This is a genomic window from Pelagibacterium flavum (assembly GCF_025854335.1).
GTDB classification, from domain to species: Bacteria; Pseudomonadota; Alphaproteobacteria; order Rhizobiales; family Devosiaceae; genus Pelagibacterium; species Pelagibacterium flavum.
In genome coordinates this window covers 2,641,381-2,663,030 of sequence record NZ_CP107716.1, presented here as the reverse complement: position 1 = coordinate 2,663,030, position 21,650 = coordinate 2,641,381, and the positions used below count along the sequence as shown (strand labels likewise).

The following is a 21,650-nucleotide window of genomic DNA, read 5'->3' as shown; positions in this document are numbered from 1 at the left end:
CGGGGGCGCGGGTGAGCGACCAGATATTCGATATTTTCATCGTCGGCGGCGGCATCAATGGCTGCGGTATAGCGCGTGACGCGGCGGGACGGGGCTATTCGGTCTGCCTTGCCGAGATGAATGATCTGGCCTCGGGGACTTCTTCTGCCTCTACCAAACTCATTCATGGTGGTCTGCGTTATCTCGAGCACTACGAATTCCGGCTGGTGCGCGAATCCCTCCAGGAGCGCGAAGTGCTCTGGGCCATGGCACCGCACATCATCTGGCCGCTCCGCTTCGTTCTGCCCCACCACAAGGGGCTGCGCCCCGCATGGCTCCTGCGGCTTGGCCTGTTTCTTTATGATCACATCGGCGGCCGCAAGCGCCTGCCAGCCACCGCCGTTCGCGACCTGCGAAAAGACCCCCTCGGGGAAGCGCTCAAGCCCGGTCACGGCAAGGCGTTCGAATACTCCGACTGCTGGGTCGATGACGCGCGTCTCGTCGTTCTGACCGCCCGCGACGCAGCCGACCGCGGCGCCGAGATCCATACACGCACGCGGCTGACATCCGCCCACCGGGCTGGCGACCATTGGGAGATTGCTACCGAAAACGAAGCGGGCCACACCCGAACCGTGCGCGCCCGCATGCTGGTCAACGCGGCCGGACCATGGGTGTCCGAGGTGCTTTCAGGACTGATCGGCGGCAATGAGAGCCATGATGTGCGGCTGGTCAAGGGCAGCCATATCGTGGTGCGCAAGCTCTATGACGATCCGCGCTGCTTTTTCTTTCAGAACGCCGACGGCCGCATCTTCTTTTCCATTCCCTATCAGCAGGACTTCACCCTGATCGGCACCACCGACCAGGATTTTGATGCCGACCCGGCCTCCGTTTCGATTTCTCCGGCCGAAATCGATTATTTGCTGGAAGCGGCAAACGGCTATTTCCGCAACGCCATCGGCAGGGACGATATCGTCTGGACCTATTCCGGCGTGCGCCCGCTCTATAATGACGGCGCGTCCAAGGCGCAGGAGGCAACGCGCGATTATGTCCTCAAGTATGCCGGCGGCAAGGACACGCCAGCCCTTCTCAACGTGTTCGGCGGCAAGTTGACCACCTACCGCCGCCTCGCCGAATCCGCGCTCGAGCATATCGAAACTGCCCTTGGTCGTCGCAAATCTCGATGGACGGCCCATTCAACTCTGCCCGGCGGAGATTTTCCAGTCGATGGTTTCGAGGCCGAGGTCGATAGTCTGCACAAGCGCTACCCCTTTTTGTCCCCGGGTGACGCGCGCAGGCTTGTGCGGGCCTATGGCACGCTGGCGCGCACCATTCTGGGCGATGCGCGGAGCGCGGACCAGATCGGCCCCGATTTCGGTTGTGGCCTTTCGGGCGCCGAAGTGCGTTATCTCATCGAGCGGGAATGGGCGCGCAGTGCCGATGACATCCTCTGGCGCCGCTCCAAACTGGGTCTGCATGCCGAAAAAATCGACCGGCCGGCACTGGATGCATTCGTCCGGCAGGCCGTTGCGGCCGCTGGTCACGCCAACGCCTAGATCAGTCCACGCCGGGCTGAGCTTATCGAAAGCCAGTCACGTCCAACCCGCTCACGCGGGAAGGCGACTGCGTTTCGTCCAGCCTCCCGTCGTTCCACATCCCTCATGGGCAACAGCCCCAGATCGACTCGCGTCCGCTCGTTGATCGCAGATACATCCAGGTATTCCGGTTGGTTGTGCCGGCGTTCGAACACTGCTTTTATGAGATTGGAAAACCGCGTCATGGGATTTATCCTTCCAGTATCGAGCAGACAGCATGGCTGGAAATGGTTCGAAAGACCAATCGAACGTCATGACGATGGATAAAGAGGGCTTATGATGAGCGAGAACCTGCCTCCATTGCCGACCCTGCGCGTGTTCGAAGCCGCGGCACGCCATCTCAATTTCACGCGGGCGGGTGAGGAACTGGGCATGACCCAGGCGGCGGTCAGCTATCATATCAAACTGCTCGAAGAACGGATCGGCGCGACGCTGTTCGTGCGTCACGGCCGCAAGATCGATCTGACCGATGTCGGCAGTACGCTGGCCCCGGCTTTGAGTGGTGCCTTTCGCTCGATTGCCAACGCATTTGATGCCGCGAAATCGAACGTCGGCAGCACTCTGCTCATTTCGGCCCTGCCCACCCTGTCGGCCCAGTGGTTGGCCCGCCGCCTGGGGGCATTTCAGGTCCTCCATCCTGAATTCGCGGTGCGTCTGGACACCTCGACCACGCTTGTCGATTTCGACAATGATAATATCGATGTGGGGATACGTGGCGGGATGGGCGATTATCCCGGGCTTGTCTCCCATCTGTTGTTGCGTGCCGAATACACCCCCATGCTCAGTCCGGCGCTTGCGGCGAGCATTGGTGGCGTCAAAACACCTGCCGACCTGCTCAAGCTGCCTTTTGTCAACGACGGTGACACCTGGAACGCCCAATGGCTCGAGCTCGCCGGACTACCCCCGACTGAGGTGCTCAGGGGCCCCAATCTAGGTCTTGGCAGCCAGTATCTTGACGCGGCAGCGGCCATTTCGGGTGGCGGCATCGCCATGCTGACCCCTGCCTTTTATCGTGAGGAGTTGAGGGACGGGCGCCTCATCCAACCGTTCGACATTGTCGGTGTCGACGCCTTGAGCTATTGGCTCGTTTATCCCCACGCCCGCCGAACGCTACCCAAGATCCGGGCCTTTCGCGACTGGTTGTTGGCCGAAGCCGAAATTTTGCAGAATCAAACGGTTTGACATCAGCATATCTTAATGAGAACATAACAGGAACAATTAACCAGGGCGGCAAGCATGGACGCGCCTCTTTTGTTCCCTCAACTCCCTCTGGCGGCACGCCCGCCGTTCTATTTTGCCCTGCGCCCGGATGTTGAAACGGCCGCCAGAATCCGCACGCTGGCGCGCAATTTCCAGAAGCGCGACGAAATCGGCGGCCGTGTCTATCCTGCCGATCGCCTGCATCTGTCCTTGTGCCCCATCGGCTTGCATGGGCTCAAACGGGGCGAGGTCAGAGCGGCAATCGAGGTCGCCGCTGAAATTGCTGCCGAGCGCTTTACTGTCCGCTTCGACAAGACAGCATCGGTGCGGGGCAGGGGTGGCCACTGCCTGATCTTGCGTTCCGACTTGGTATGCACCGGTCTCGACCGCCTTGCCACAGCGCTGCGTCGCCGTCTGACCGCAGCCGGATTGACCGTTCCCGGCGGCGAAGGCGCTCCGCATCTGACGATAATCCGCCAGACCGCGCAAACGCCCGAAAGCGTCCTGGAGACACCTGTTGAATGGGAGGCAGGCGATTTCGTTCTCGCCCGGCTGGGCGGCTCGGCCAGTAACGATCTGGCCTCTTGGAGGCTTGGTGCCTGACGACCGTGCTACCCGCCGTGCCTCTGCGCCTCCTGCCATTGGGCATGCCAGTCATCGGCCAGAGCAACCCGGCGGCGGCCATAGCGCACTTCGGTCAGTTGTGCTCCCACGATCCGTTCGGTGCGAAAGTGCCGAAAGGCCTCGCGTAGCGTACACCAGGCCGCGATGATCTGCTTGTTCTCGTAAAAAGCGATCTGCACCGGCCAGATTTCACGCGCCGACGCATTGCCCTTTTCATCCTCATAATCGATGCGCAGTGCGCGTTCGGCGCGCATTGCTTTGCGCACCAGCGCCAGAAGCGGCAGTGGGTCGCGGGCCTCCCGGACCTGAACCGGCCACAGACCGGTGTCGGAAATCCGGTCGCGCAGGTCTTCGGGGCTGGCATTGGCGATTTTTCCCAATGCGTTGCGCGCGGCGGCCGAAAGCTCTGTATCGGGCTGCGCCTCTACCCAGCGCGCCCCAAGGACGAGCGCCTCGAGCTCATCGGCCGAAAACATCAGCGGTGGCAGAAAAAACCCAGGGCGCAGCATATAGCCGATCCCGGCTTCCCCTTCGATGGGTGCCCCAAGCCCGATCAGGGTCTGGATATCGCGATAGAGCGTGCGCACCGACACGCTTTGATCTTCGGCCAGTTGCGCGGCCGTCACCGGCAGCCGGTGCCGTCGCAGGGCATCCATGATGGCAAATAGGCGTTCTGTCTTGTCCATGCGCGAAACTGCCTGCGAATCCGGTCCTTTGCGGCGTTGCATTATAAGGACGGGACCACTATTGTCCGCCCAAATTTTGGACAGCCCGGATACCCCCTGATGAGCGACGATTCCTTCCTGCGCGAAGTCGAAGAAGAACTGCGCAGCGACAAGCTGAAAGCCTTCTGGCGCCGTTTTGCGCCGTTCATCATCGGCGGCGCCGTGTTGATCGTTTTGCTGGTGGCGGCCAACGAAGTCTGGAAGTGGTATCGATCGAGCACCGCCGCCAACGCTTCCGACCAGTATTATGCAGCGGTGGAGATGGCCGAGAGCGGCGATATTGCCGGTGCCCGGACCGCCTTTGCCGAGCTCGAAGCGAGCGGCCCTGAAGGCTATGCGATTCTGGCGCGCTTCCAGGAAGCAGCGCTTCTGGCCGAACAGGGCGAGCCCGACGCGGCGATTGCAGCCTATGACGCGCTTGCCGCCAGCCTCGATCAGCGCCGGCTGCGCGAACTGGCCTATGTCCTGGGTGGCTACCTCGCCGTGGACTATCTCGATGTTGGCGCCGTCGAACAGCGCGTCGGTGGCCTGACCGGCGAAGACAACGCCATGCGCAATAGCGCCCGTGAAGCGCTGGGGCTGGCTCATTACAAGGCCGGTAATATCGAAGAGGCACGCGCCAATTTCGAAGCCATGGCCGCCGACCCCAACGCAGGCCAGGATATCCAGCTGCGCGCCTTTATCTATCTTGAACAGCTTGCCTCGACCGGCGTGGACGTAAGCGAAGACCTGCTTGGAGCCACTGGGCCCATGGAGCCCGCGCCAGAGCAGATCGCCATTCCCGCCGAGTCCCCGAGCCTTGAAACGCTCGGCCAGCCGCTGGAAGCTGAATCCGAGCAATGAGCGCGAATGTAACCGTCGCCATCGTCGGCCGCCCCAATGTGGGCAAATCCACCCTGTTCAATCGGCTGGTGGGCCGGAAAATCGCGATCGTCGACGACACGCCGGGTGTGACCCGCGACCGCCGCGAAGGTCTGGGCCGTATTGGCGATCTGACCTTCACGCTGGTCGACACCGCCGGCTATGAAGACGCCAATGACGACAGCCTCGAAGCGCGCATGCGCCGCCAGACCGAAATGGCCATTGCCGAGGCCGACGTCATCTTGTTCATGATCGACGCCCGCGCCGGCCTGACCCCCACAGACGAGCACTTCTCCCGCCTGCTGCGCAAGGCCGACAAGGAAATCCACGTCATCGGCAACAAGGCCGAGGGCCGCGCGGCAGAGGCCGGACTGGTCGAGGCCTACGCGCTGGGTTTCGGCGAAGCCATACCGCTTTCCGCCGAGCACGGGCTGGGCCTGGCCGATCTCTATTCCATCATATCCCAGGCCGTCGACAAGGCCGACGAAGCCAAGGCCGCTGCCGCCGAGGCCGAATTCGACTACGACATGGTGCAAAAGCCCGCCGTCGATGTGGATGTCAACGAAGACGAGGGCGAGGATTTGGCGGGCGACACAGCGCCCATGCGCTGGAATCCCAACCGCTATCTCAACGTCGCTATCGTGGGGCGCCCAAACGCCGGCAAGTCGACCCTCATCAATCGGATGGTGGGTGAAGAGCGCCTTCTGACCGGCCCCGAAGCGGGTATTACCCGCGATTCGATCATGGTCCCGTGGGAATGGGAGGGCCGGGTCATTAACCTGGTCGATACCGCAGGCATCCGCCGCAAATCCCGCGTACAGAAAAAGCTCGAAAAACTGTCGGTTTCCGACAGCTTGCGTTCGATCCAATACGCCGAAGTCGTCGTCCTGCTGCTCGATGCCACCATCCCGTTTGAAAAGCAGGATCTGGCTCTGGCCGATCTTGTCGAGCGCGAAGGTCGCGCCATGGTCATTGCTGTCAACAAATGGGATCTGATCGAAGACAAGAACGCCAAGATCCTCGAACTGCGCGCCGAATGCGAACGCCTGCTGCCCCAGCTGCGGGGCATTCCGCTGGTCACCATGTCGGGCCTGCAGGGCCGCAATATCGACAAGCTGATGAAGGCGATTTTCGAGATCGAGCGGACCTGGAACGTCAAGATCCGCACCGCCAAGCTCAATCGCTGGCTCGCCGCCATGACCGAACACCATCCGCCCCCGGCAGTGTCAGGCCGGCGGCTGAAACTGCGCTACATGACCCAGGCCAAGACGCGCCCGCCCAGCTTTATCGTCTTTGCTTCACGCCCCGACGCCCTGCCCAAGGCGTATCAACGCTACATCGTCAACGGTCTGCGTGAGGACTTCAACTTGCCCGGAACGCCCATCCGCCTCTGGGTCCGCGGCGGCAAGAACCCCTACGTCGATGACGACGGGAAATAGAAATTGAAAAAGGCCGGATTTTCATCCGGCCTTTTCCTTTCAAACAGTGCGCTTTAGAGCGGCTCTTCGCCCTGCAGGATGTCCACCCGCATGCCCGTCTTCGTGTAAGCGGGCGAAACCAGATCAACGATCCTGGGTGCAACCTCATCGGGAGAGGGGAGCGTCTTGGGGTCTTCACCCGGCATCGCCTTGGCGCGCATCGCGGTGCGGACCTGGCCGGGATAAAAGATATTGGCCTTCACCTCAGTGATGGCCATTTCCCCGGCATAGGATTTGACCATTGCGTCCAGTGCCGCCTTCGATGCCGCATAAAGCCCCCAATAGGGCTTGGCCGAAAGCGCGGCGCCCGAGGAGATAAACACCGCGCGCCCCGCATCGGACTGGCGCAGCAACAGATCCAGCGAACGGATCAGCCGGTAATTGGCTTCTACGTTGACCGCAAAGACGTTGGCGAAATCCTTGGGCGCGATATGGGGTAGGGGGCTCAATACGCCCAGCGCACCGGCATTGCCGATCAGCCCATCGAGTTGGCCCCAGCGCTCGAATATCGCAGCACCCAGCCGATCGATGGCTTCCCCATCGGTCAGATCCATCGGCACCAGCGTCGTCGATGAACCCAGAGCCTGGATATCATCGTCGAGATCTTCCAGCCCGCCGACGGTTCGCGCAACAGCGATCACATGGGCTCCGCGCGAGGCGGCGTTCTTGGCGGCGGCATAGCCCAGCCCGCGCGAGGCGCCGGTCACCAACACCACGCGGCCGGCAAGGTCTTTGTTATCAGTCATGCTATACGGCTTCTCTCAGCATCGAAATCTGCTTAGGATCGTTCTTGTCGCGACCCTCCAGATCGGTGAGCGGCGTGGGGTAATCGCCGGTGAAATAATGGTCGGTGAATTGGGGCGCCTTTGGATTGCGCTTTTCCCCGCCCACGGCGAGATAGAGCCCGTCAATCGAAAGGAATTCCAGCGAATCCGCGCCGATATAGCGGCACATGTCCTCGAGCGTCGCGTACTGGTTTGCCAGCAGCTTGTCGGGATCGGGTGTGTCGATGCCGTAATAATCGGAATGATAGATCATCGGGCTGGCCACACGAATGTGGACTTCCTTGGCGCCCGCATCGCGGATCATCTGCACGATTTTCAGCGAGGTCGTGCCGCGCACGATGGAATCGTCAACCAGCACCACACGCTTGCCCTCAATCACCGCCCGATTGGCCGAATGCTTGAGCTTGACGCCAAGCGCCCGGATCGATTGCGTCGGCTCGATAAAGGTACGGCCCACATAATGATTGCGGATGATCCCGTATTCGAACGGTATGCCCGATTGCTGCGCATAGCCCAGCGCCGCCGGCGTGCCGCCATCGGGAACCGGAACCACGACATCGGCCTCGATCGGGCTTTCCTTGGCCAGATTGATGCCCATGGATTTGCGTGCCGCATAGACCGAACGCCCCGAAACCACCGAATCCGGCCGTGCGAAATAGACATATTCGAAAAGGCATACGCGCTCGGGGCGCGCTTTGAACGGCTTGAAACTGTCGATGGAAATCGAGCCGTCCTTTTGAATTTCGCACACGATCACTTCGCCATTTTCGACGTCGCGTACGAATTTCGCGCCGATGATGTCGAGGGCGCAGCTTTCCGAGGCAAAGATCGGCTTGCCGTCGAGATCGCCCAGAACAAGCGGGCGGATGCCGTTGGGATCGCGCGCCCCGATCAGCTTGGTGCGCGTCATGGCGACCATGGCGTAGGCGCCTTCGATAGCGCCCAGCGCATCGATGAACCGGTCGGCCGAGCGGGTGCGCTGTGAACGCGCGATCAGATGCAGCACGACTTCGGTGTCCGAAGTCGATTGGCATATGGCGCCCTGCGCGATCAGCCGCTTGCGCAGCGAAAGCCCATTGGTCAAATTGCCATTATGCGCAATGGCGATGCCGCCGACTTCCAGTTCTGCAAACAGCGGCTGCACATTGCGCAGCACGGTTTCCCCCGTCGTCGAATAGCGAACATGGCCCATGGCGATGTTGCCGGGTAGTCGTCCGAGAGTGGCGGCGTCGGTAAAGTGATCGCCGACCAGGCCCAGATGTCGCTCGGAACTGAAGCGCTTGCCGTCGAAAGAGACGATGCCGGCGGCTTCCTGTCCGCGATGCTGAAGGGCATGCAGCCCCAGCGCGGTCAGCGCCGCCGCGTCATCGTGCCCCAAAATGCCGAACACGCCGCACTCTTCGCGCAGCGTGTCGCCGTCCATCTCAAGGGCAAGACCTTTAAGGTGATCGCCTGTCGTCGCGTGGAGCGTGCTCAAATTATCCACCATTGATGCGAGGACATAAAAGGAGCGGTTCGGAAAGCCTTGCGCGCTTCGCAAAAATCGCTCCGTCAATCGGGGGCTTACGCTCCCGACCCATTCAAGTCAACACGGCTCGATACCGCCTGCGGCGATATCACACTCCGTTGATCGCCGCCGGCGGCTCCGGTGTGGTATCCGGCTGCGGATCATTGGCGCTTTCATCGTTGATGATCGGGTCTTCGATCGGCCCGCCACCCTGAAGCAGATCGTTGACCTGTTCCTCGAGATTTTCCGGCAGCAGCGAGATAAGCCCGTCACCCAGCGAGCGCAGGGTCGGCAACGATTGCGCCTCGCCATACCAAGGCAGGTTAGGCGGATTTTCACCGATCAGCCAATCGGCAAAGATCACAACGACCACCGCAATCAGAATGCCGCGCAACGCACCGAACACGAAGCCGAGCGTGCGATCGAGCGGCCCGAGTTTGGAATCGGTGATGAAATCTCCGATCTTCATGGTCAAAAGGTGCAGGATGATCAGCGCCAGAATAAAGCTCACCACCACCGTGGCGATATTGGCCCACAGCGGATCGGCCACGAACTCCTGAGCGATCTGGGGCTGGTAAAAGAACATGTAGGCGGCAAAAGCGGCCGCACCGGCCCAGGTGACGAGCGATAGCACTTCACGGGTCAGCCCGCGCGCCGTCGCCAGCAGTGCGGAAATCAGAACGAGAATTCCGACGGCGATGTCGAAAGCGGTCAGCATGGGGGACGGTTCTCCAGCAAGCCCTGTTTGACTGTCCGTTTAGCGGTTAAATGTGGCAAAGCCAAGCGATTGCATGGGATTTCCAAGGCTTACCGACACCACGTCCCAAAATCAGTCGGCCTCGGCCACGTTCCGCTCGCCAGCCGCCGCGATCCGGCCAACCAACTCGGCCAGCGCCGAAAACTCGTTGAGCGCCACCCCGTCAGTTCGCTCCTTGGCGTTGAGCCTGGCCGTATGCACAGACCCGAATCCCAGTTTTGCCGCTTCGCGCACCCGCAGATTGGCGTGCACCACAGGCCGGATGCCACCAGAAAGGCTGACTTCGCCGAAATAGACGGCATCGGCGGGCAGGGGGGAATTGGTGAGCGATGAGATCAGCGCCGCCGCCACGGCAAGATCGGCCGCCGGTTCGTTGACTTTGAGCCCGCCCGCCACATTGAGATAGATGTCGTTGGCCCCGATCCGCACCCCGCACCGCGTTTCGAGAACCGCCAGAACCATCGAGAGACGCGCGGAATCCCAGCCCACAACGGCCCGGCGGGGCGTGCCGAGCGGGGAAGGGGCAACCAGCGCCTGGATTTCCACCAGCACGGGCCGCGTGCCCTCGACCCCGGCGAACACTGCCGAGCCTGCCGCCCCGGAATCGCGTTGATCGAGAAACAGCGCCGAAGGGTTGGGCACTTCGCGCAACCCCGAGCCCACCATCTCGAACACCCCGATCTCGTCGGTCGCGCCATAGCGGTTCTTGACCCCGCGCAGGATACGGTAGGTCAGCGAGGTGTCGCCTTCGAAATAGAGCACGGCATCGACCATATGCTCGACCACCCGCGGTCCGGCGATCTGTCCGTCCTTGGTGACATGCCCCACCAGCACCACCGCCGAGCCCGACTTCTTGGCGAACCGGGTCAGCGCCTGCGCACTGGTGCGCACCTGTGTTACAGTTCCGGGCGCGCTTTCCACCCGCTCGGTCCAGCAGGTCTGGATAGAATCGATGATCACCAGATCTGGCGCCTTGCCCTTCTCGATGGTGGCGAGGATAGTCTCGACATGGGTTTCGCTGGCCAGTTCCACTGGCGCGTCGGCCACGCCCAGCCGTGCGGCGCGCAGCCGGACCTGGGCAATCGCCTCTTCCCCTGAAATATAGATGACCCGCTTGCCCTGCCGCGCCAGCGAAGCCGCCGCCTGCAAAAGCAGCGTCGATTTACCGATTCCCGGGTCGCCCCCTACGAGGATGGCCGATCCCATGACGAACCCGCCGCCAAGCACGCGATCGAGCTCGCCATTCTTGCTCTCGATGCGGATGGCGTCTTCGCTGTCGCCCGAAAGCGGCACCAGTTCCACCGGACGTCCCGAAGCGACCGCTGCCTTGGGCCCGGCACCGACCCCCGACGTCGCGACTTCCTCGACAATCGAGTTCCACTCTCCGCACGCCTCGCACCGCCCCGCCCAGCGCGGGGTGACTGCGCCACAGGATTGGCAGACATAACTGGATTTGAGCTTGGCCAAGGATCGTCCCGAATCTAAGTCGAAACGACCCTATTATCCGGGTGGGTTTCGATCAAGAACAAATTGAGAACAAATCTCAATCGAGCGACACGCCGTCCGGCACGTTTGCGTAAGTGCGCGGGAAACGACCGTTGAGCGTCGTCAGCACTTCGTACCCGATGGTCCGCGCCGCATCGGCCACGTCGTCGATCGAGATGTTGGGCCCGAGAATTTCCACAGGATCTCCCGGCTGGATAAGCCCCGGCACATCGGTGATGTCGATGGCTGTCATGTCCATCGAGACCCGCCCCAGCACCGGGACGATTGTGCCGTTGACGGCAACCCGTCCGCCCATCTGCCCGCCAATGCCCGAAAGCCCGCGGAAATACCCGTCCGCGTAGCCCAGCGCCATGATGGCGATGCGCGTGTCACGACGCAGGCGATAGGCCGCGCCATAGCCCACGGTTTCCCCGATCCGCGCATCCTTGATCTGCAGGATCGGGACGTCCATCGAAATCACCGGCGCCATCGGATTAGGCCGCCCGTTGATGGCCCTCCCGCCATATATCGCAATGCCAGGCCGCACGAGATGATAGTGATAGTCCTTCGAACTCATCACCGCCGCCGAATTGGCGATCGAGGCTGGGATGTCGGGGAAATGGTTGAGCAAACCCTGGAACAGCCCGTTCTGCTTGCGCGTCATTTCGTGGCTTGGCTGATCGGCGCAGGCAAAGTGGCTCATGATCATCTGCGGCTCGAAACCCGACTGGTCAAGCTCGCGCCGCACCAGTTCGGCCTCCTTCATCCGGAAGCCGACGCGGTTGAACCCGGTGTCGAAATGCAGCGCCGCCGGCGCCGCCTTGCCCCGGTTGAGGCAGAAATCGAGCCACTCGGTCAACTGACTCATCGAGGCTAGCACCGGCATCAGTCCATGCGCCGCATAGTCTGCCGCGGTGCGCGGAATCAGCCCATCGAGGACGAAAATGAACGCGTCGGGGATTGCCTCACGCAGCGCCACGCCTTCATCGGGCGTCGCAACGAAAAAGAATCGCGCTCCGGCTTTGTAAAGGGCTCGACCGACCGCTTTCGCGCCCGTGCCATAGCCGTCGGCCTTGAGCACGGCCCCAGTCAGCGATTTGCCCGATACCGTATCGAGCGCCTTCCAGTTGCGCACGATAGCGTCCAGGTCGATGGTGATGCCGCCACCGAGAATGCTCTTTGAACTGGTCATGACGTCCGCCGAATCCCTTCCGGTCTGGCGTAGCGCGAAACCGACGGGCGCGGCAAGCCGGGCAAGGACTTACTCGCCGCGCGTCGGCAGATAATCCTCGCGCGCCAGGTTCGAGAACCGTGTGAGGTTGGCCTGGAAGTGCAACTGCACGGTGCCCGTGGGGCCGTGACGCTGCTTGGCGATGATCACTTCGGCCCGCCCATGCACCTTTTCCATCTCGGCCTGCCATTCGAGATGTTCCTGTGTGCCTTCCTTGGGCTCCTTGTTGCCCAGATAATACTCCTCGCGATAGACGAACAGCACCACGTCGGCATCCTGCTCGATCGATCCCGATTCGCGAAGATCGGCGAGCTGAGGATGCTTGTCCTCGCGGTTTTCCACCTGGCGCGACAGCTGGGAGAGGGCGATGATGGGAACCTCGAGTTCCTTGGCCAGCGCCTTGAGGCCCGTGGTGATTTCCGTCAGCTCCTGCACGCGGTTCTCACCGGCCTTTTTCGAGCCCGATAGAAGCTGCAGATAGTCGACGATCAGCAGGTCTAGCCCCTTCTGCCGCTTCAATCGCCGCGCGCGCGCTGAAAGCTGCGCGATCGAGATGCCGCCCGTATCGTCGATATAGAGCGGCACCTGGGCCATCAGGTTCGAGGTGTCCACCAGCTTTGTGTACTGGCTCTCGTGAATATTGCCGCGCCGGATATCGGACGATGAAATCTCCGACTGCTCGGCCAGGACGCGCGTCGCGAGCTGTTCAGCGCTCATTTCGAGCGAAAAGAACCCTACGACCCCGCCATTGACGGTTTTCATGTGCCCGTCAGGCGTTGGCTCTGCCTTGTAGGCCTTGGCCACCGAAAACGCGATATTGGTGGCCAGCGAGGTCTTGCCCATGGCAGGACGCGCCGCAAGGATAATCAGATCCGAGCGCTGCAGCCCGCCCATCAGCCTGTCGAGATCTGTCAGCCCCGTCGCAGTTCCCGAAAGCGATCCGTCGCGGGAATAGGCTTCGCCCGCCATGTTGATCGCTTCGATCAGCGCCTGGTTGAAGCCCTGGAAACCACCATCGTAACGGCCCTTTTCGGCCAGATCGAACAGTCGCTTTTCGGCCTCCTCGATCTGGATCTGGGCCGAGCTTTCCACATCGGCGTTATAGGCGGTGTCCATCACCTCCTCGCCGATCAGGATCAGATTGCGCCGGATCGCCAGATCGTAGATCGCCTGCCCATAGTCGGCGGCATTGAGAACCGTGGTCGCTTCCGCAGCCAGCCGCGCCAGATACTGCGCCATGGTGACGCCTTCGAGCAGATCGTCGGGCAAATAGGTCTTTGCCGTCACCGGGGTCGCTGTCTTGCCCGCCCGGATGATCTTGCCGCACACCTCGAAGATCGCCCGGTGAATCTGCTCATAGAAATGATCGGGCTCGAGAAAGTCTGAGACGCGATAGAACGCTTCGTTGTTGACCAGAATCGCGCCCAGCAAGGCCTGCTCCGCCTCTATGTTATGCGGGGCAGTCTTGTATTTTGGCTCGGATTCGGTCGTGACGGGCGCGAGCCGTCTCACAGCTTCCATTACGGTCTCTTGGAATTGGTGTTCACACTCTCTTAACCGCGCCGCGTCGGCAGGCAAGGAGAAGATGCCAATGTCAGTCTACCTGATTCGCTTCCCTGTTAAGGACGGGGATAACTTTCCCCCTGCCTCGACAAACAAAAAGGCCGGGCGCAGGGCCCGGCCTTTTGATTCGATGATGCGGAACGCTTACGCGTCCTGCTGACGCTCGATTTCCTCGGCCGCTGTGGCGGCTTCGTTCTGCGTGGCATCGTCATCTTCGTCTTCCATATCGGCGAGGGAGACGAACTCCTCTTCTTCGTCATTATAGTCCTTGCGGGCCAGGTTTTCACCAGCGGCCTGACGCTCGGCCTCGTCCGACGAGCGGGCGACGTTAACGGTGATCTTGACCGCAACTTCGGCGTGCAGGTTCAGAGCAACCTCGTGCAGGCCGACGGTCTTGATCGGGCCTTCGAGGTCGACCTGGTTGCGTTCGACCTTTTCGCCATCGGCCAGAAGGGCGTCGGCAATATCGCGGGCCGAAACCGAACCGTAGAGCTGGCCGGTTTCGCCGGCCTGACGCACCATGACAATGGTCTTGCCGTCGAGCGACGCGGCGTTCTTTTCAGCTTCCGAGCGACGTTCGGCATTGCGCGCTTCGATGGTCTGGCGTTCGGCCTCGAACTTGGCGCGGTTGGCTTCAGAAGCGCGAAGCGCCTTGCCCTGCGGCAAAAGGAAGTTGCGGGCAAAACCGTCTTTGACGGTCACTTCGTCGCCGATGGTGCCCATGCGGCCCACGCGTTCGAGAAGGATAACTTTCATTTGTTTTCTCCAATGCTGTCCCGCCTGCAGGAGGCGGTTAGAGGGCCGGACCGATTTCCAGCCCCCAACGAATGCAGCAAGAGCTGCTTATTTCACTGCGTAGGGCAGAAGGCCCAGAAAGCGCGAACGCTTGATGGCACGGGCCAGCTCGCGCTGCTTCTTGGCCGAAACGGCCGTGATGCGCGAGGGAACAATCTTGCCGCGCTCGGAAACATAGCGCTGCAGCAGGCGAACATCCTTGTAGTCGATGGTCGGTGCATTGGCGCCCGAGAACGGGCAGGTCTTGCGGCGGCGCTGGAAGGGGCGACGGGTCTGCGACTGGGTAAGATCACGAATAGCCATAGCTCATCTACTCCTTAAAACCGGCGCGGGCCGCGGGGACGGTCGCCACCGGGGCGGTCGTCACGGTCACGCTTCTGCATCATCACCGAAGGGCCTTCTTCGTGCTCATCCACGCGGATGGTCATGAAGCGCAGCACGTCTTCGTTGATGCGCATCTGGCGCTCCATCTCGGCAACGGCGGTCGCCGGGGCTTCGATATTGAGCAGCGTGTAATGCGCCTTGCGGTTCTTGTTGATGCGGTAGGAGAGCGACTTGACCCCCCAGTATTCCGACTTTGCAACCTTGCCGCCGTTTTCGGCCAGCAGGTCGGTATAGGTCTTGGTCAGGTCTTCGACCTGCTGCGCGGAGACGTCCTGCCGCGACAGAAAGATGTGTTCGTAAAGGGGCATAAACAGCCTTTCCTGAGAACTTGGTTCAACTCACATCGCCGGCGCGGAGCCTCCTTGTAGCCATGGAAAGGCGACAAAGGTTCTACTAAAGAGCGGGAACACGGGAGGCCGGACCAGCAAACTATCGGTCCATTGTTCCTTGCGTTTGTGACACAACGAACAACCCTCCGTTCAGCCCCCGGCCAAACGAATGCTGGCGTCATCTATAGCGGATGGGTGCAGATTGCAAGGCTTTCCTTGGACTCTTACGCTGCCGGCGCATGCAATCAGATTTAGTGCTTGGAGAACAATGACGATGACCGACCTCCCCAAACTCAGCCGCCCCGCCACGCGCGCGCTCGGCAACGCCGGCATCAAGTCGGTCGAAGACCTCGCCAGGCTCTCCCGAACGGAATTCCTCGCCCTGCACGGCGTCGGCCCCGCATCGCTCCCGCCAATCGAAGCGGCCATGAAGGCGGCAGGCGTCGACTTCGCACAGAAATAGCGCGTCAGTCCACCCGCTTTGCCTTGACTTGGCCCGGTTTTGCGGGCACTTCGCCCGCCAGCTTGCGGGCAGGGCGCTTGTCATTGAACACCGGCGCCCCCTAAATTGCCGCCAGAACAAAAAACGCGCGAGAGGACCTCATGACCAAACCGGCCTTCACCTTTCCCGGACAGGGCAGCCAGGCTGTCGGCATGGGGCACGATCTTGCCCAGACCTATCCCGAGGCCCGTGCTGTCTTTGAGGAAGTCGATGATGCGCTCGGCGTCGCGTTCTCGAAAATCATGTTCGAAGGCCCCGAGGATACCCTGCGCCTCACCGAAAACGCCCAGCCCGCGCTGATGGCGGCGTCCATCGCCGTCATCCGTGTGCTCGAAGCGAACGGCGTGACCGTCGCCGATGCTGCCAGCTACGTCGCGGGGCACTCGCTTGGCGAATATTCGGCCCTTTGCGCGGCAGGCACTTTCTCGCTTTCCGATACGGCCCGTCTTCTGCAGACCCGTGGCCGCGCCATGCAGCAGGCCGTGCCGGTCGGGCAGGGCGCCATGGCGGCGATCCTTGGTCTGGACATGGATGCGGTGCGCGAAATCGCCGCTTCGGCCGCCGAAGGCTCGGTCTGCGATGTCGCCAACGACAATTCGCCCGGCCAGGTGGTGATTTCCGGCGATGCGAGCGCCATCGAGCGCGCCATGGAGCTGGCCAAGGCGCGCGGCGCCAAACGCGCCCTGCCGCTTCCGGTCAGCGCGCCGTTCCATTGCGCTCTCATGGAGCCTGCTGCCGAAGCCATGGAGGCAGCCCTTGCCATGGTCGATATGAAAGCCCCGTCCGTCCCGCTCGTCGCCAATGTTCTGGCCGCCCCCGTCACCGATCCTGCCGAGATCCGCCGCCGCCTTGTCGAACAGGTGACTGGCATGGTGCGCTGGACCGAATCGGTGTCCTGGCTCACAGGGGCGGGCGGCGTGACCGAGCTTTATGAATTGGGAACCGGCAAGGTTCTCACCGGCCTTGCCAAGCGCATCAACAAGGATGTCGCCGCTCAGGCCATCGGCACCCAGGCCGATATCGAAGCCTTCATCGCCGCGCGCAACCAGTAATCTAAAAAGAGGAACGCCATCATGTTCGATCTCTCCGGAAAACGCGCACTCGTCACCGGCGCAAGCGGTGGCATCGGTTCGGCCATCGCCAGGGCGCTTGCCGCTCAGGGCGCCGAAGTGGCCCTCTCGGGCACCCGCGTCGGCGCGCTCGAAGAGGTTGCGAAGGGCATTTCAGGCAAAAAACACATTCTGCCCTGCAATCTTTCCGACCTCGATTCGGTCGAACGTCTGGTCCCCCAGGCCGAAGAGGCCATGGGCGGCGTCGATATTCTCATCAACAACGCGGGCATGACCCGCGACAATCTGTTCATGCGCATGAAGGATGAAGAGTGGGACGACGTCCTCAAAATCAACCTGACGGCCCCGTTTCACCTCACCCGGTCCGCCATCAAGGGCATGATGAAGCGCCGTTTCGGCCGCATCGTCTCGATCACCTCGGTCGTGGGCGTGGTCGGCAATCCTGGCCAGGGCAATTACGCGGCTTCGAAGGCCGGTCTCGCCGGGATGAGCAAGTCTCTGGCCTATGAAGTGGCCAGCCGCGGCATCACCGTCAACACCATTGCGCCAGGCTTTATTGCCTCGGCCATGACCGACGAATTGAACGAAAAGCAGCAGGAGACAATTCTTCAAAAGGTGCCGGCCGGCCGGCTCGGCACCGCCGAGGAGGTGGCTGCTGCCGCCGTGTTCCTTTCCAGCGAGGGCGCGGCCTACATCACGGGCCATACGCTCAACGTCAATGGTGGAATGGTGATGATCTAATCTGCAAAGGGGCTTGCGTCGTCTTGCTTTGACGATATGGTCATGCACAACAAAGTGTGATAGTTGCGCCGGCACACCGTAGCCGGCAGATCAAAAATCAAGGCGAAAAGCCCATAAAATCCGCCGCTGCGCAATAAGGGAGCTCTCCCTGCCCAGAGGCAGAGCGTTAAACAACGAACTCTTAGTCTGCAAAAAAGGAAGACACTATGAGCGACATCGAAGATCGCGTCCGTAAGATCGTCGTGGAGCATCTCAACGTCGAGGCCGACAAGGTCACTGAAAAGGCCAGCTTCATGGATGATCTGGGAGCGGATTCGCTCGATCAGGTCGAACTCGTGATGGCCTTTGAAGAAGAATTCGGCGTGGAAATCCCCGATGACGCTGCTGAGTCCATCCAGACTTTCGGTGACGCCGTCGCCTTCCTCACCAAGGCAACTGCATAATCGGCGACGCCGGTTAGCTTTACGCCCATGAAAATGCGCCGCGTCGTCGTCACCGGTCTCGGTATCGTCAGCCCTCTGGGTGTTGGTCACGAGACCGTCTGGTCCAATATTCTTGCGTCCAAATCTGGCGCGCAGCGTGTTACCGACTTTGAGGTCGGCGATCTGGCATGCCAGATCGCCTGCCGCATTCCCATGGGCGATACCTCCGAAGGCAAGTTCAATCCAGACGACTGGATGGAGGCCAAGGAGCAGCGCAAAGTCGATCCGTTCATCGTCTTTGCCATGGCAGCGTCCACCCAGGCCCTTCATGACTCCGGTTATGAAGCAAAAACCCTCGAGCAACAGGAGCGCAGCGGCGTTCTTATCGGTTCGGGGATTGGCGGAGTTGGCGGCATCTATGATGCGTCGATCACTCTGGCTGAAAGAGGCCCGCGCCGCATCAGCCCGTTCTTTATTCCCGGCCGCCTCATCAATCTGGCGTCGGGCTACGTTTCCATAGAGCATGGCCTCAAGGGCCCCAATCATTCGGTCGTCACCGCCTGTTCGACCGGCGCCCACGCCATTGGCGATGCGGCCCGGCTGATCGCGCTCGATGACGCCGATGTCATGGTGGCCGGCGGTGCCGAGTCTCCGATAAACCGCCTGTCGCTGGCTGGCTTTGCCGCCTGTCGCGCGCTTTCCATCGGCTTTAACGACGCGCCCGAAAAAGGGTCACGCCCCTATGACAAGGACCGCGACGGGTTCGTTATGGGCGAGGGCGCTGGGATTGTCGTTCTCGAAGAATACGAACACGCCAAGGCCCGCGGCGCCCATATCTACGGCGAAGTGATCGGCTACGGCCTTTCGGGTGATGCCCACCACATCACCGCGCCCGCTGAAGATGGCAATGGCGGCTACCGATCCATGTCCGCCGCCCTCAAGCGCGCCGGCATTTCCGCCGCCGATATCGACTATATCAACGCCCACGGCACCTCGACCCCGCTCGGTGACGAGATCGAACTGGGCGCCGTCACCCGCCTTCTGGGAGACTCGGCGCCCAATGTCGTTATGAGTTCCACCAAGTCCGCTGTCGGCCATCTGCTCGGCGCCGCCGGTGCTGTCGAAGCGATCTTCTCGCTGCTTGCCATGCGTGACAATATCGCGCCGCCGACCATCAATCTCGACAATCCCTCTGTGGAGACCGTCATCAACCTGGCCCCGCACACCCCGGTCAAAAAGGAAATCAACGTGGCGCTGTCCAATTCGTTCGGATTTGGCGGCACCAACGCGTCCTTGATTTTCTCTAAAGTCGGCTAGCACCCCTTGCGGTTCTTTACCCTCTCCCGGTCACCCCGGACTTGATCCGGGGTCCAGTACCCCCAACGGTACTGCGCTTGCAAACCGCCGCCGCTCGGCTCCAATCCCCCATTTGACTCTTGTTTTCGCCCAATTTTTTGGCCCATATGACCGTGCGGCCCATGCGGATTCGCACGCATAGACTATCCTTGATATGACGGGCGCCGGGCCCGCGCCAGACCGAAGGGACGGAACTCGACCGCATGGCCGACCGCAAGAAGAAGAACCGCCGCCGCTCGTCCAATGGCTTTTTCGAAGCCCTCAACGGGCTGCTGACCCTCATTCTGCTCGCCCTTCTGGGTGTTGCCGGCGTGTTCATCTACGGCGTCACGGTCTTTAACGCCGAAGGTCCGTTCGAAGAGGATCGCAGCTTTGTGGTCGAATCCGGCAACGTTCTTGGCACCGTCGCCTCGCGCCTTGAGGAACAGGGGTTCATTTCCAACGCCGATATCTTCAATTACGGCTCGCGCCTGTTGCGTCGCGGCGACGATCTTCGCGCCGGCGAATTCAACATTGCCGCCCATTCCTCGATGCTGGACATCATCCAGGAATTGACCGAAGGCACCCCGATCCAGCATCAGGTCGTGGTCCCTGAAGGCTTCACCTCCTGGCAGGTGGTCGAGCGCGTCAATGCCGATCCCGATCTCACCGGTAATATCGAGGTCCTGCCGCCCGAAGGCAGCCTCTTGCCGGGCGCCTATTCCTATCGGCGGGGCGACACCCGCCAATCCGTGATCGACGCGATGACCGCCGCCATGGACGAGGCGCTGGCTGAAATCTGGGAAGGCCGCGACGAGGATCTACCCATCGACAGCCCCGCCGATCTGGTCATTCTTGCCTCCATCGTGGAGCGCGAAACCGGGCTGGCGAGCGAACGGCCCCAGGTTGCCGCTGTGTTCGTCAACCGGCTGCGTGTCGGCATGCGCCTTCAGTCCGATCCCACTATCATCTACGGCATCACGCTGGGGCAGGGTTCGCTCGGCCGCGGTCTGCGCCGCTCGGAGATCGATCAGGTGACGCCCTACAACACCTACCAGATCGACGGTCTGCCCGCCGGGCCCATTGCCAATCCGGGCATCGATTCCCTGCGCGCCGTCGCCCATCCCGATGAGCATGATTACCTCTATTTCGTCGCCAAGGGCGCCGTGCCTTCCGACGGTCACGTCTTTGCCGAAACCTATGCCGAGCATCAACAGAACGTCGCTGCCTATCGCGAGATCGAACGCCAGGCGGCCGAGGATGCCGCCGATTCCGACGCGCAGGCCGAAATGGACGCCATAGAGGCCGAGGAAGCCGCCGAGGCAGGCGATGCGGCAGCCACGGAAGCACCCGCCGCCGAAAGCCTCTAGAAATGGGACAGCCACTCTCTTCCATGACCGGCTTTGGGCGCGCCAGCGCCCAGACCGATGGCTATTCCATTCTCGTTGAAATCAAGTCGGTCAACGGCCGAGGGCTCGATGTCCGCTCGCGCCTTTCGCCTGGCCTAGACGTTCTCGATGGCGAAATTCGCAAGATGGTGGGCGAGAAGCTGGCGCGCGGTTCAGTTTCGATCTTCATCAATCTCCAGCGTCATGCCGCCGATGCGGAACTGGTGGTCAACGAACGGGCGCTCGACCGCGTTCTCAACCTGATCGAAAATCTCGGCAAACGTATCGACGCCCGCAAGCCCTCCATCGAAGCCATCCTGGCCCTCAAAGGAGTCATGGAGGCCGAAGAGCCGCAACTGACCCCCGACGTTGAGGAACGCCTGCACGCCTCCGTCCTCGATTGTCTCGGCTTGGCACTCAACGCGCTTGTCGAATCCCGTCGCGGCGAGGGCGAACGCATCGGCGCCATCATCGCCCAGCGCATCGAGGAAATCGCTTTCCTCGCCGATACCGCACACGCCCATCCTTCGCGCTCACGCGAGGCGATTCTCACGCGCCTGCGCGATCAGGTTGCCACTCTGCTCGACGCCGAAAAGGGCCTGTCCGAGGACCGCCTGCACCAGGAAGCTGCGGTTCTGGCCACCAAAGCCGACATAGCGGAAGAACTCGATCGCTTCAGCGCCCACATCACCGCCGCCCGTGATCTGCTGGGCAAGGGTGGCCCTGTCGGCCGCAAGCTCGATTTCCTCAGCCAGGAATTCAACCGCGAGGCCAATACGCTCTGCTCGAAAAGCAATGATGTGAGCCTGACCGCCATCGGGCTTGACCTCAAGGCGGCTATCGATCAGTTACGGGAGCAGGTCCAGAATCTGGAGTAATACGGAATATGCCGGACGG

General features: G+C 61.6%; 23 protein-coding genes. 12 read left to right on the top strand and 11 right to left on the bottom strand.

Annotated elements, in window-relative coordinates; genetic code table 11:
* Positions 1-11: 11 nt before the first annotated feature.
* Positions 12-1,532 carry a glycerol-3-phosphate dehydrogenase gene (glpD, locus tag OF122_RS13495; RefSeq protein ID WP_264224731.1) on the top strand — a complete coding sequence of 507 codons (1,521 nt, stop codon included), beginning with the start codon at positions 12-14 and terminating at the stop codon, positions 1,530-1,532.
* Here the strand turns inward: glpD and OF122_RS13490 are convergent.
* A complete protein-coding gene (locus tag OF122_RS13490; RefSeq protein ID WP_264224730.1) occupies positions 1,529-1,756 on the bottom strand; it encodes a hypothetical protein in 228 nt (75 codons plus the stop codon). The two genes, glpD and OF122_RS13490, sit on opposite strands and share 4 nt — an antisense overlap.
* A gap of 94 nt (positions 1,757-1,850) precedes the next feature.
* On the opposite strand from OF122_RS13490, the gene OF122_RS13485 reads away from it, so the two are divergent.
* Positions 1,851-2,753: a LysR substrate-binding domain-containing protein gene (locus OF122_RS13485; protein WP_264224729.1), complete on the top strand. Its 903-nt coding sequence runs from the start codon at positions 1,851-1,853 to the stop codon at positions 2,751-2,753.
* Positions 2,754-2,807: 54 nt separating this feature from the next.
* The gene (locus OF122_RS13480) at positions 2,808-3,374 is read left to right on the top strand and encodes a 2'-5' RNA ligase family protein (RefSeq protein WP_264224728.1); all 567 of its coding nucleotides are present in this window, start codon (positions 2,808-2,810) and stop codon (positions 3,372-3,374) included.
* Between the two features lie 8 nt (positions 3,375-3,382).
* Here the strand turns inward: OF122_RS13480 and OF122_RS13475 are convergent, their stop codons facing one another.
* A complete protein-coding gene (locus OF122_RS13475) occupies positions 3,383-4,081 on the bottom strand; it encodes a helix-turn-helix transcriptional regulator (protein WP_264224727.1) in 699 nt (232 codons plus the stop codon).
* Positions 4,082-4,180: 99 nt separating this feature from the next.
* On the opposite strand from OF122_RS13475, the gene OF122_RS13470 reads away from it, so the two are divergent.
* Positions 4,181-4,963, top strand: coding sequence for a tetratricopeptide repeat protein (locus OF122_RS13470; protein ID WP_264224726.1), 783 nt, complete (start codon positions 4,181-4,183; stop codon positions 4,961-4,963).
* Positions 4,960-6,420 (top strand): ribosome biogenesis GTPase Der, encoded by a 1,461-nt coding sequence (der, locus tag OF122_RS13465; protein WP_264224725.1) that lies wholly within the window; start codon positions 4,960-4,962, stop codon positions 6,418-6,420. Before OF122_RS13470 ends, der begins: the two co-directional genes overlap by 4 nt.
* 53 nt (positions 6,421-6,473) lie before the next feature.
* Here der and OF122_RS13460 read toward each other — a convergent pair whose 3' ends face one another.
* From OF122_RS13460 to rpsF, 9 genes are all read right to left on the bottom strand, one after another.
* Positions 6,474-7,205 carry an SDR family NAD(P)-dependent oxidoreductase gene (locus OF122_RS13460; RefSeq protein ID WP_264224724.1) on the bottom strand — a complete coding sequence of 244 codons (732 nt, stop codon included), beginning with the start codon at positions 7,203-7,205 and terminating at the stop codon, positions 6,474-6,476.
* A 1-nt stretch (position 7,206) separates the two neighbouring features.
* Entirely contained in the window at positions 7,207-8,667 is a 1,461-nt protein-coding gene (purF, locus tag OF122_RS13455; protein ID WP_264227666.1) for an amidophosphoribosyltransferase, read from the bottom strand.
* A 193-nt stretch (positions 8,668-8,860) separates the two neighbouring features.
* Positions 8,861-9,469 carry a CvpA family protein gene (locus tag OF122_RS13450; RefSeq protein ID WP_264224723.1) on the bottom strand — a complete coding sequence of 203 codons (609 nt, stop codon included), beginning with the start codon at positions 9,467-9,469 and terminating at the stop codon, positions 8,861-8,863.
* A 111-nt stretch (positions 9,470-9,580) separates the two neighbouring features.
* On the bottom strand, positions 9,581-10,975 hold the full coding sequence (radA, locus tag OF122_RS13445; protein ID WP_264224722.1) for a DNA repair protein RadA: 1,395 nt from the start codon (positions 10,973-10,975) through the stop codon (positions 9,581-9,583).
* Between the two features lie 76 nt (positions 10,976-11,051).
* Complete coding sequence (gene alr, locus OF122_RS13440; RefSeq protein WP_264224721.1) at positions 11,052-12,185, bottom strand: alanine racemase; 1,134 nt, start codon at positions 12,183-12,185, stop codon at positions 11,052-11,054.
* Positions 12,186-12,254: 69 nt separating this feature from the next.
* Positions 12,255-13,745, bottom strand: a complete 1,491-nt coding sequence (locus tag OF122_RS13435) for a replicative DNA helicase (protein ID WP_264224720.1) — start codon at positions 13,743-13,745, stop codon at positions 12,255-12,257.
* A 186-nt stretch (positions 13,746-13,931) separates the two neighbouring features.
* The gene (rplI, locus tag OF122_RS13430) at positions 13,932-14,543 is read right to left on the bottom strand and encodes a 50S ribosomal protein L9 (protein WP_264224719.1); all 612 of its coding nucleotides are present in this window, start codon (positions 14,541-14,543) and stop codon (positions 13,932-13,934) included.
* A gap of 87 nt (positions 14,544-14,630) precedes the next feature.
* Positions 14,631-14,885 (bottom strand): 30S ribosomal protein S18, encoded by a 255-nt coding sequence (gene rpsR / locus OF122_RS13425; RefSeq protein ID WP_408636241.1) that lies wholly within the window; start codon positions 14,883-14,885, stop codon positions 14,631-14,633.
* Between the two features lie 14 nt (positions 14,886-14,899).
* Positions 14,900-15,274 carry a 30S ribosomal protein S6 gene (gene rpsF, locus OF122_RS13420; RefSeq protein WP_014130193.1) on the bottom strand — a complete coding sequence of 125 codons (375 nt, stop codon included), beginning with the start codon at positions 15,272-15,274 and terminating at the stop codon, positions 14,900-14,902.
* 289 nt (positions 15,275-15,563) lie between these two features.
* Here rpsF and OF122_RS13415 point away from each other — a divergent pair, with 289 nt between their 5' ends.
* From OF122_RS13415 to OF122_RS13385, 7 genes are all read left to right on the top strand, one after another.
* On the top strand, positions 15,564-15,758 hold the full coding sequence (locus OF122_RS13415; RefSeq protein ID WP_264224718.1) for a helix-hairpin-helix domain-containing protein: 195 nt from the start codon (positions 15,564-15,566) through the stop codon (positions 15,756-15,758).
* A gap of 140 nt (positions 15,759-15,898) precedes the next feature.
* On the top strand, positions 15,899-16,849 hold the full coding sequence (gene fabD, locus OF122_RS13410) for an ACP S-malonyltransferase (RefSeq protein WP_264224717.1): 951 nt from the start codon (positions 15,899-15,901) through the stop codon (positions 16,847-16,849).
* A gap of 21 nt (positions 16,850-16,870) precedes the next feature.
* A complete protein-coding gene (gene fabG, locus OF122_RS13405; RefSeq protein WP_264224716.1) occupies positions 16,871-17,608 on the top strand; it encodes a 3-oxoacyl-[acyl-carrier-protein] reductase in 738 nt (245 codons plus the stop codon).
* Positions 17,609-17,814: 206 nt separating this feature from the next.
* Complete coding sequence (locus tag OF122_RS13400; RefSeq protein ID WP_090595791.1) at positions 17,815-18,051, top strand: acyl carrier protein; 237 nt, start codon at positions 17,815-17,817, stop codon at positions 18,049-18,051.
* Between the two features lie 33 nt (positions 18,052-18,084).
* Positions 18,085-19,347 (top strand): beta-ketoacyl-ACP synthase II, encoded by a 1,263-nt coding sequence (gene fabF / locus OF122_RS13395; RefSeq protein ID WP_264227665.1) that lies wholly within the window; start codon positions 18,085-18,087, stop codon positions 19,345-19,347.
* 242 nt (positions 19,348-19,589) lie between these two features.
* Complete coding sequence (mltG, locus tag OF122_RS13390; protein WP_264224715.1) at positions 19,590-20,735, top strand: endolytic transglycosylase MltG; 1,146 nt, start codon at positions 19,590-19,592, stop codon at positions 20,733-20,735.
* A gap of 2 nt (positions 20,736-20,737) precedes the next feature.
* Positions 20,738-21,631, top strand: a complete 894-nt coding sequence (locus tag OF122_RS13385; RefSeq protein WP_264224714.1) for a YicC/YloC family endoribonuclease — start codon at positions 20,738-20,740, stop codon at positions 21,629-21,631.
* Positions 21,632-21,650 lie beyond the last annotated feature (19 nt).

Coding starts and splice junctions, on each gene's coding strand:
- OF122_RS13490 (WP_264224730.1), bottom strand. CDS start 1,756: ATGACGCGGTTTTCCAATCTCATAAAAGCAGTGTTCGAACGCCGGCAC.
- OF122_RS13485 (WP_264224729.1), top strand. CDS start 1,851: ATGAGCGAGAACCTGCCTCCATTGCCGACCCTGCGCGTGTTCGAAGCC.
- OF122_RS13480 (WP_264224728.1), top strand. CDS start 2,808: ATGGACGCGCCTCTTTTGTTCCCTCAACTCCCTCTGGCGGCACGCCCG.
- OF122_RS13475 (WP_264224727.1), bottom strand. CDS start 4,081: ATGGACAAGACAGAACGCCTATTTGCCATCATGGATGCCCTGCGACGG.
- OF122_RS13470 (WP_264224726.1), top strand. CDS start 4,181: ATGAGCGACGATTCCTTCCTGCGCGAAGTCGAAGAAGAACTGCGCAGC.
- der (WP_264224725.1), top strand. CDS start 4,960: ATGAGCGCGAATGTAACCGTCGCCATCGTCGGCCGCCCCAATGTGGGC.
- OF122_RS13460 (WP_264224724.1), bottom strand. CDS start 7,205: ATGACTGATAACAAAGACCTTGCCGGCCGCGTGGTGTTGGTGACCGGC.
- purF (WP_264227666.1), bottom strand. CDS start 8,667: ATGGACGGCGACACGCTGCGCGAAGAGTGCGGCGTGTTCGGCATTTTG.
- OF122_RS13450 (WP_264224723.1), bottom strand. CDS start 9,469: ATGCTGACCGCTTTCGACATCGCCGTCGGAATTCTCGTTCTGATTTCC.
- alr (WP_264224721.1), bottom strand. CDS start 12,185: ATGACCAGTTCAAAGAGCATTCTCGGTGGCGGCATCACCATCGACCTG.
- OF122_RS13435 (WP_264224720.1), bottom strand. CDS start 13,745: ATGGAAGCTGTGAGACGGCTCGCGCCCGTCACGACCGAATCCGAGCCA.
- rplI (WP_264224719.1), bottom strand. CDS start 14,543: ATGAAAGTTATCCTTCTCGAACGCGTGGGCCGCATGGGCACCATCGGC.
- rpsR (WP_408636241.1), bottom strand. CDS start 14,885: ATGGCTATTCGTGATCTTACCCAGTCGCAGACCCGTCGCCCCTTCCAG.
- rpsF (WP_014130193.1), bottom strand. CDS start 15,274: ATGCCCCTTTACGAACACATCTTTCTGTCGCGGCAGGACGTCTCCGCG.
- OF122_RS13415 (WP_264224718.1), top strand. CDS start 15,564: ATGACGATGACCGACCTCCCCAAACTCAGCCGCCCCGCCACGCGCGCG.
- fabD (WP_264224717.1), top strand. CDS start 15,899: ATGACCAAACCGGCCTTCACCTTTCCCGGACAGGGCAGCCAGGCTGTC.
- fabG (WP_264224716.1), top strand. CDS start 16,871: ATGTTCGATCTCTCCGGAAAACGCGCACTCGTCACCGGCGCAAGCGGT.
- OF122_RS13400 (WP_090595791.1), top strand. CDS start 17,815: ATGAGCGACATCGAAGATCGCGTCCGTAAGATCGTCGTGGAGCATCTC.
- fabF (WP_264227665.1), top strand. CDS start 18,085: ATGCGCCGCGTCGTCGTCACCGGTCTCGGTATCGTCAGCCCTCTGGGT.
- mltG (WP_264224715.1), top strand. CDS start 19,590: ATGGCCGACCGCAAGAAGAAGAACCGCCGCCGCTCGTCCAATGGCTTT.
- OF122_RS13385 (WP_264224714.1), top strand. CDS start 20,738: ATGGGACAGCCACTCTCTTCCATGACCGGCTTTGGGCGCGCCAGCGCC.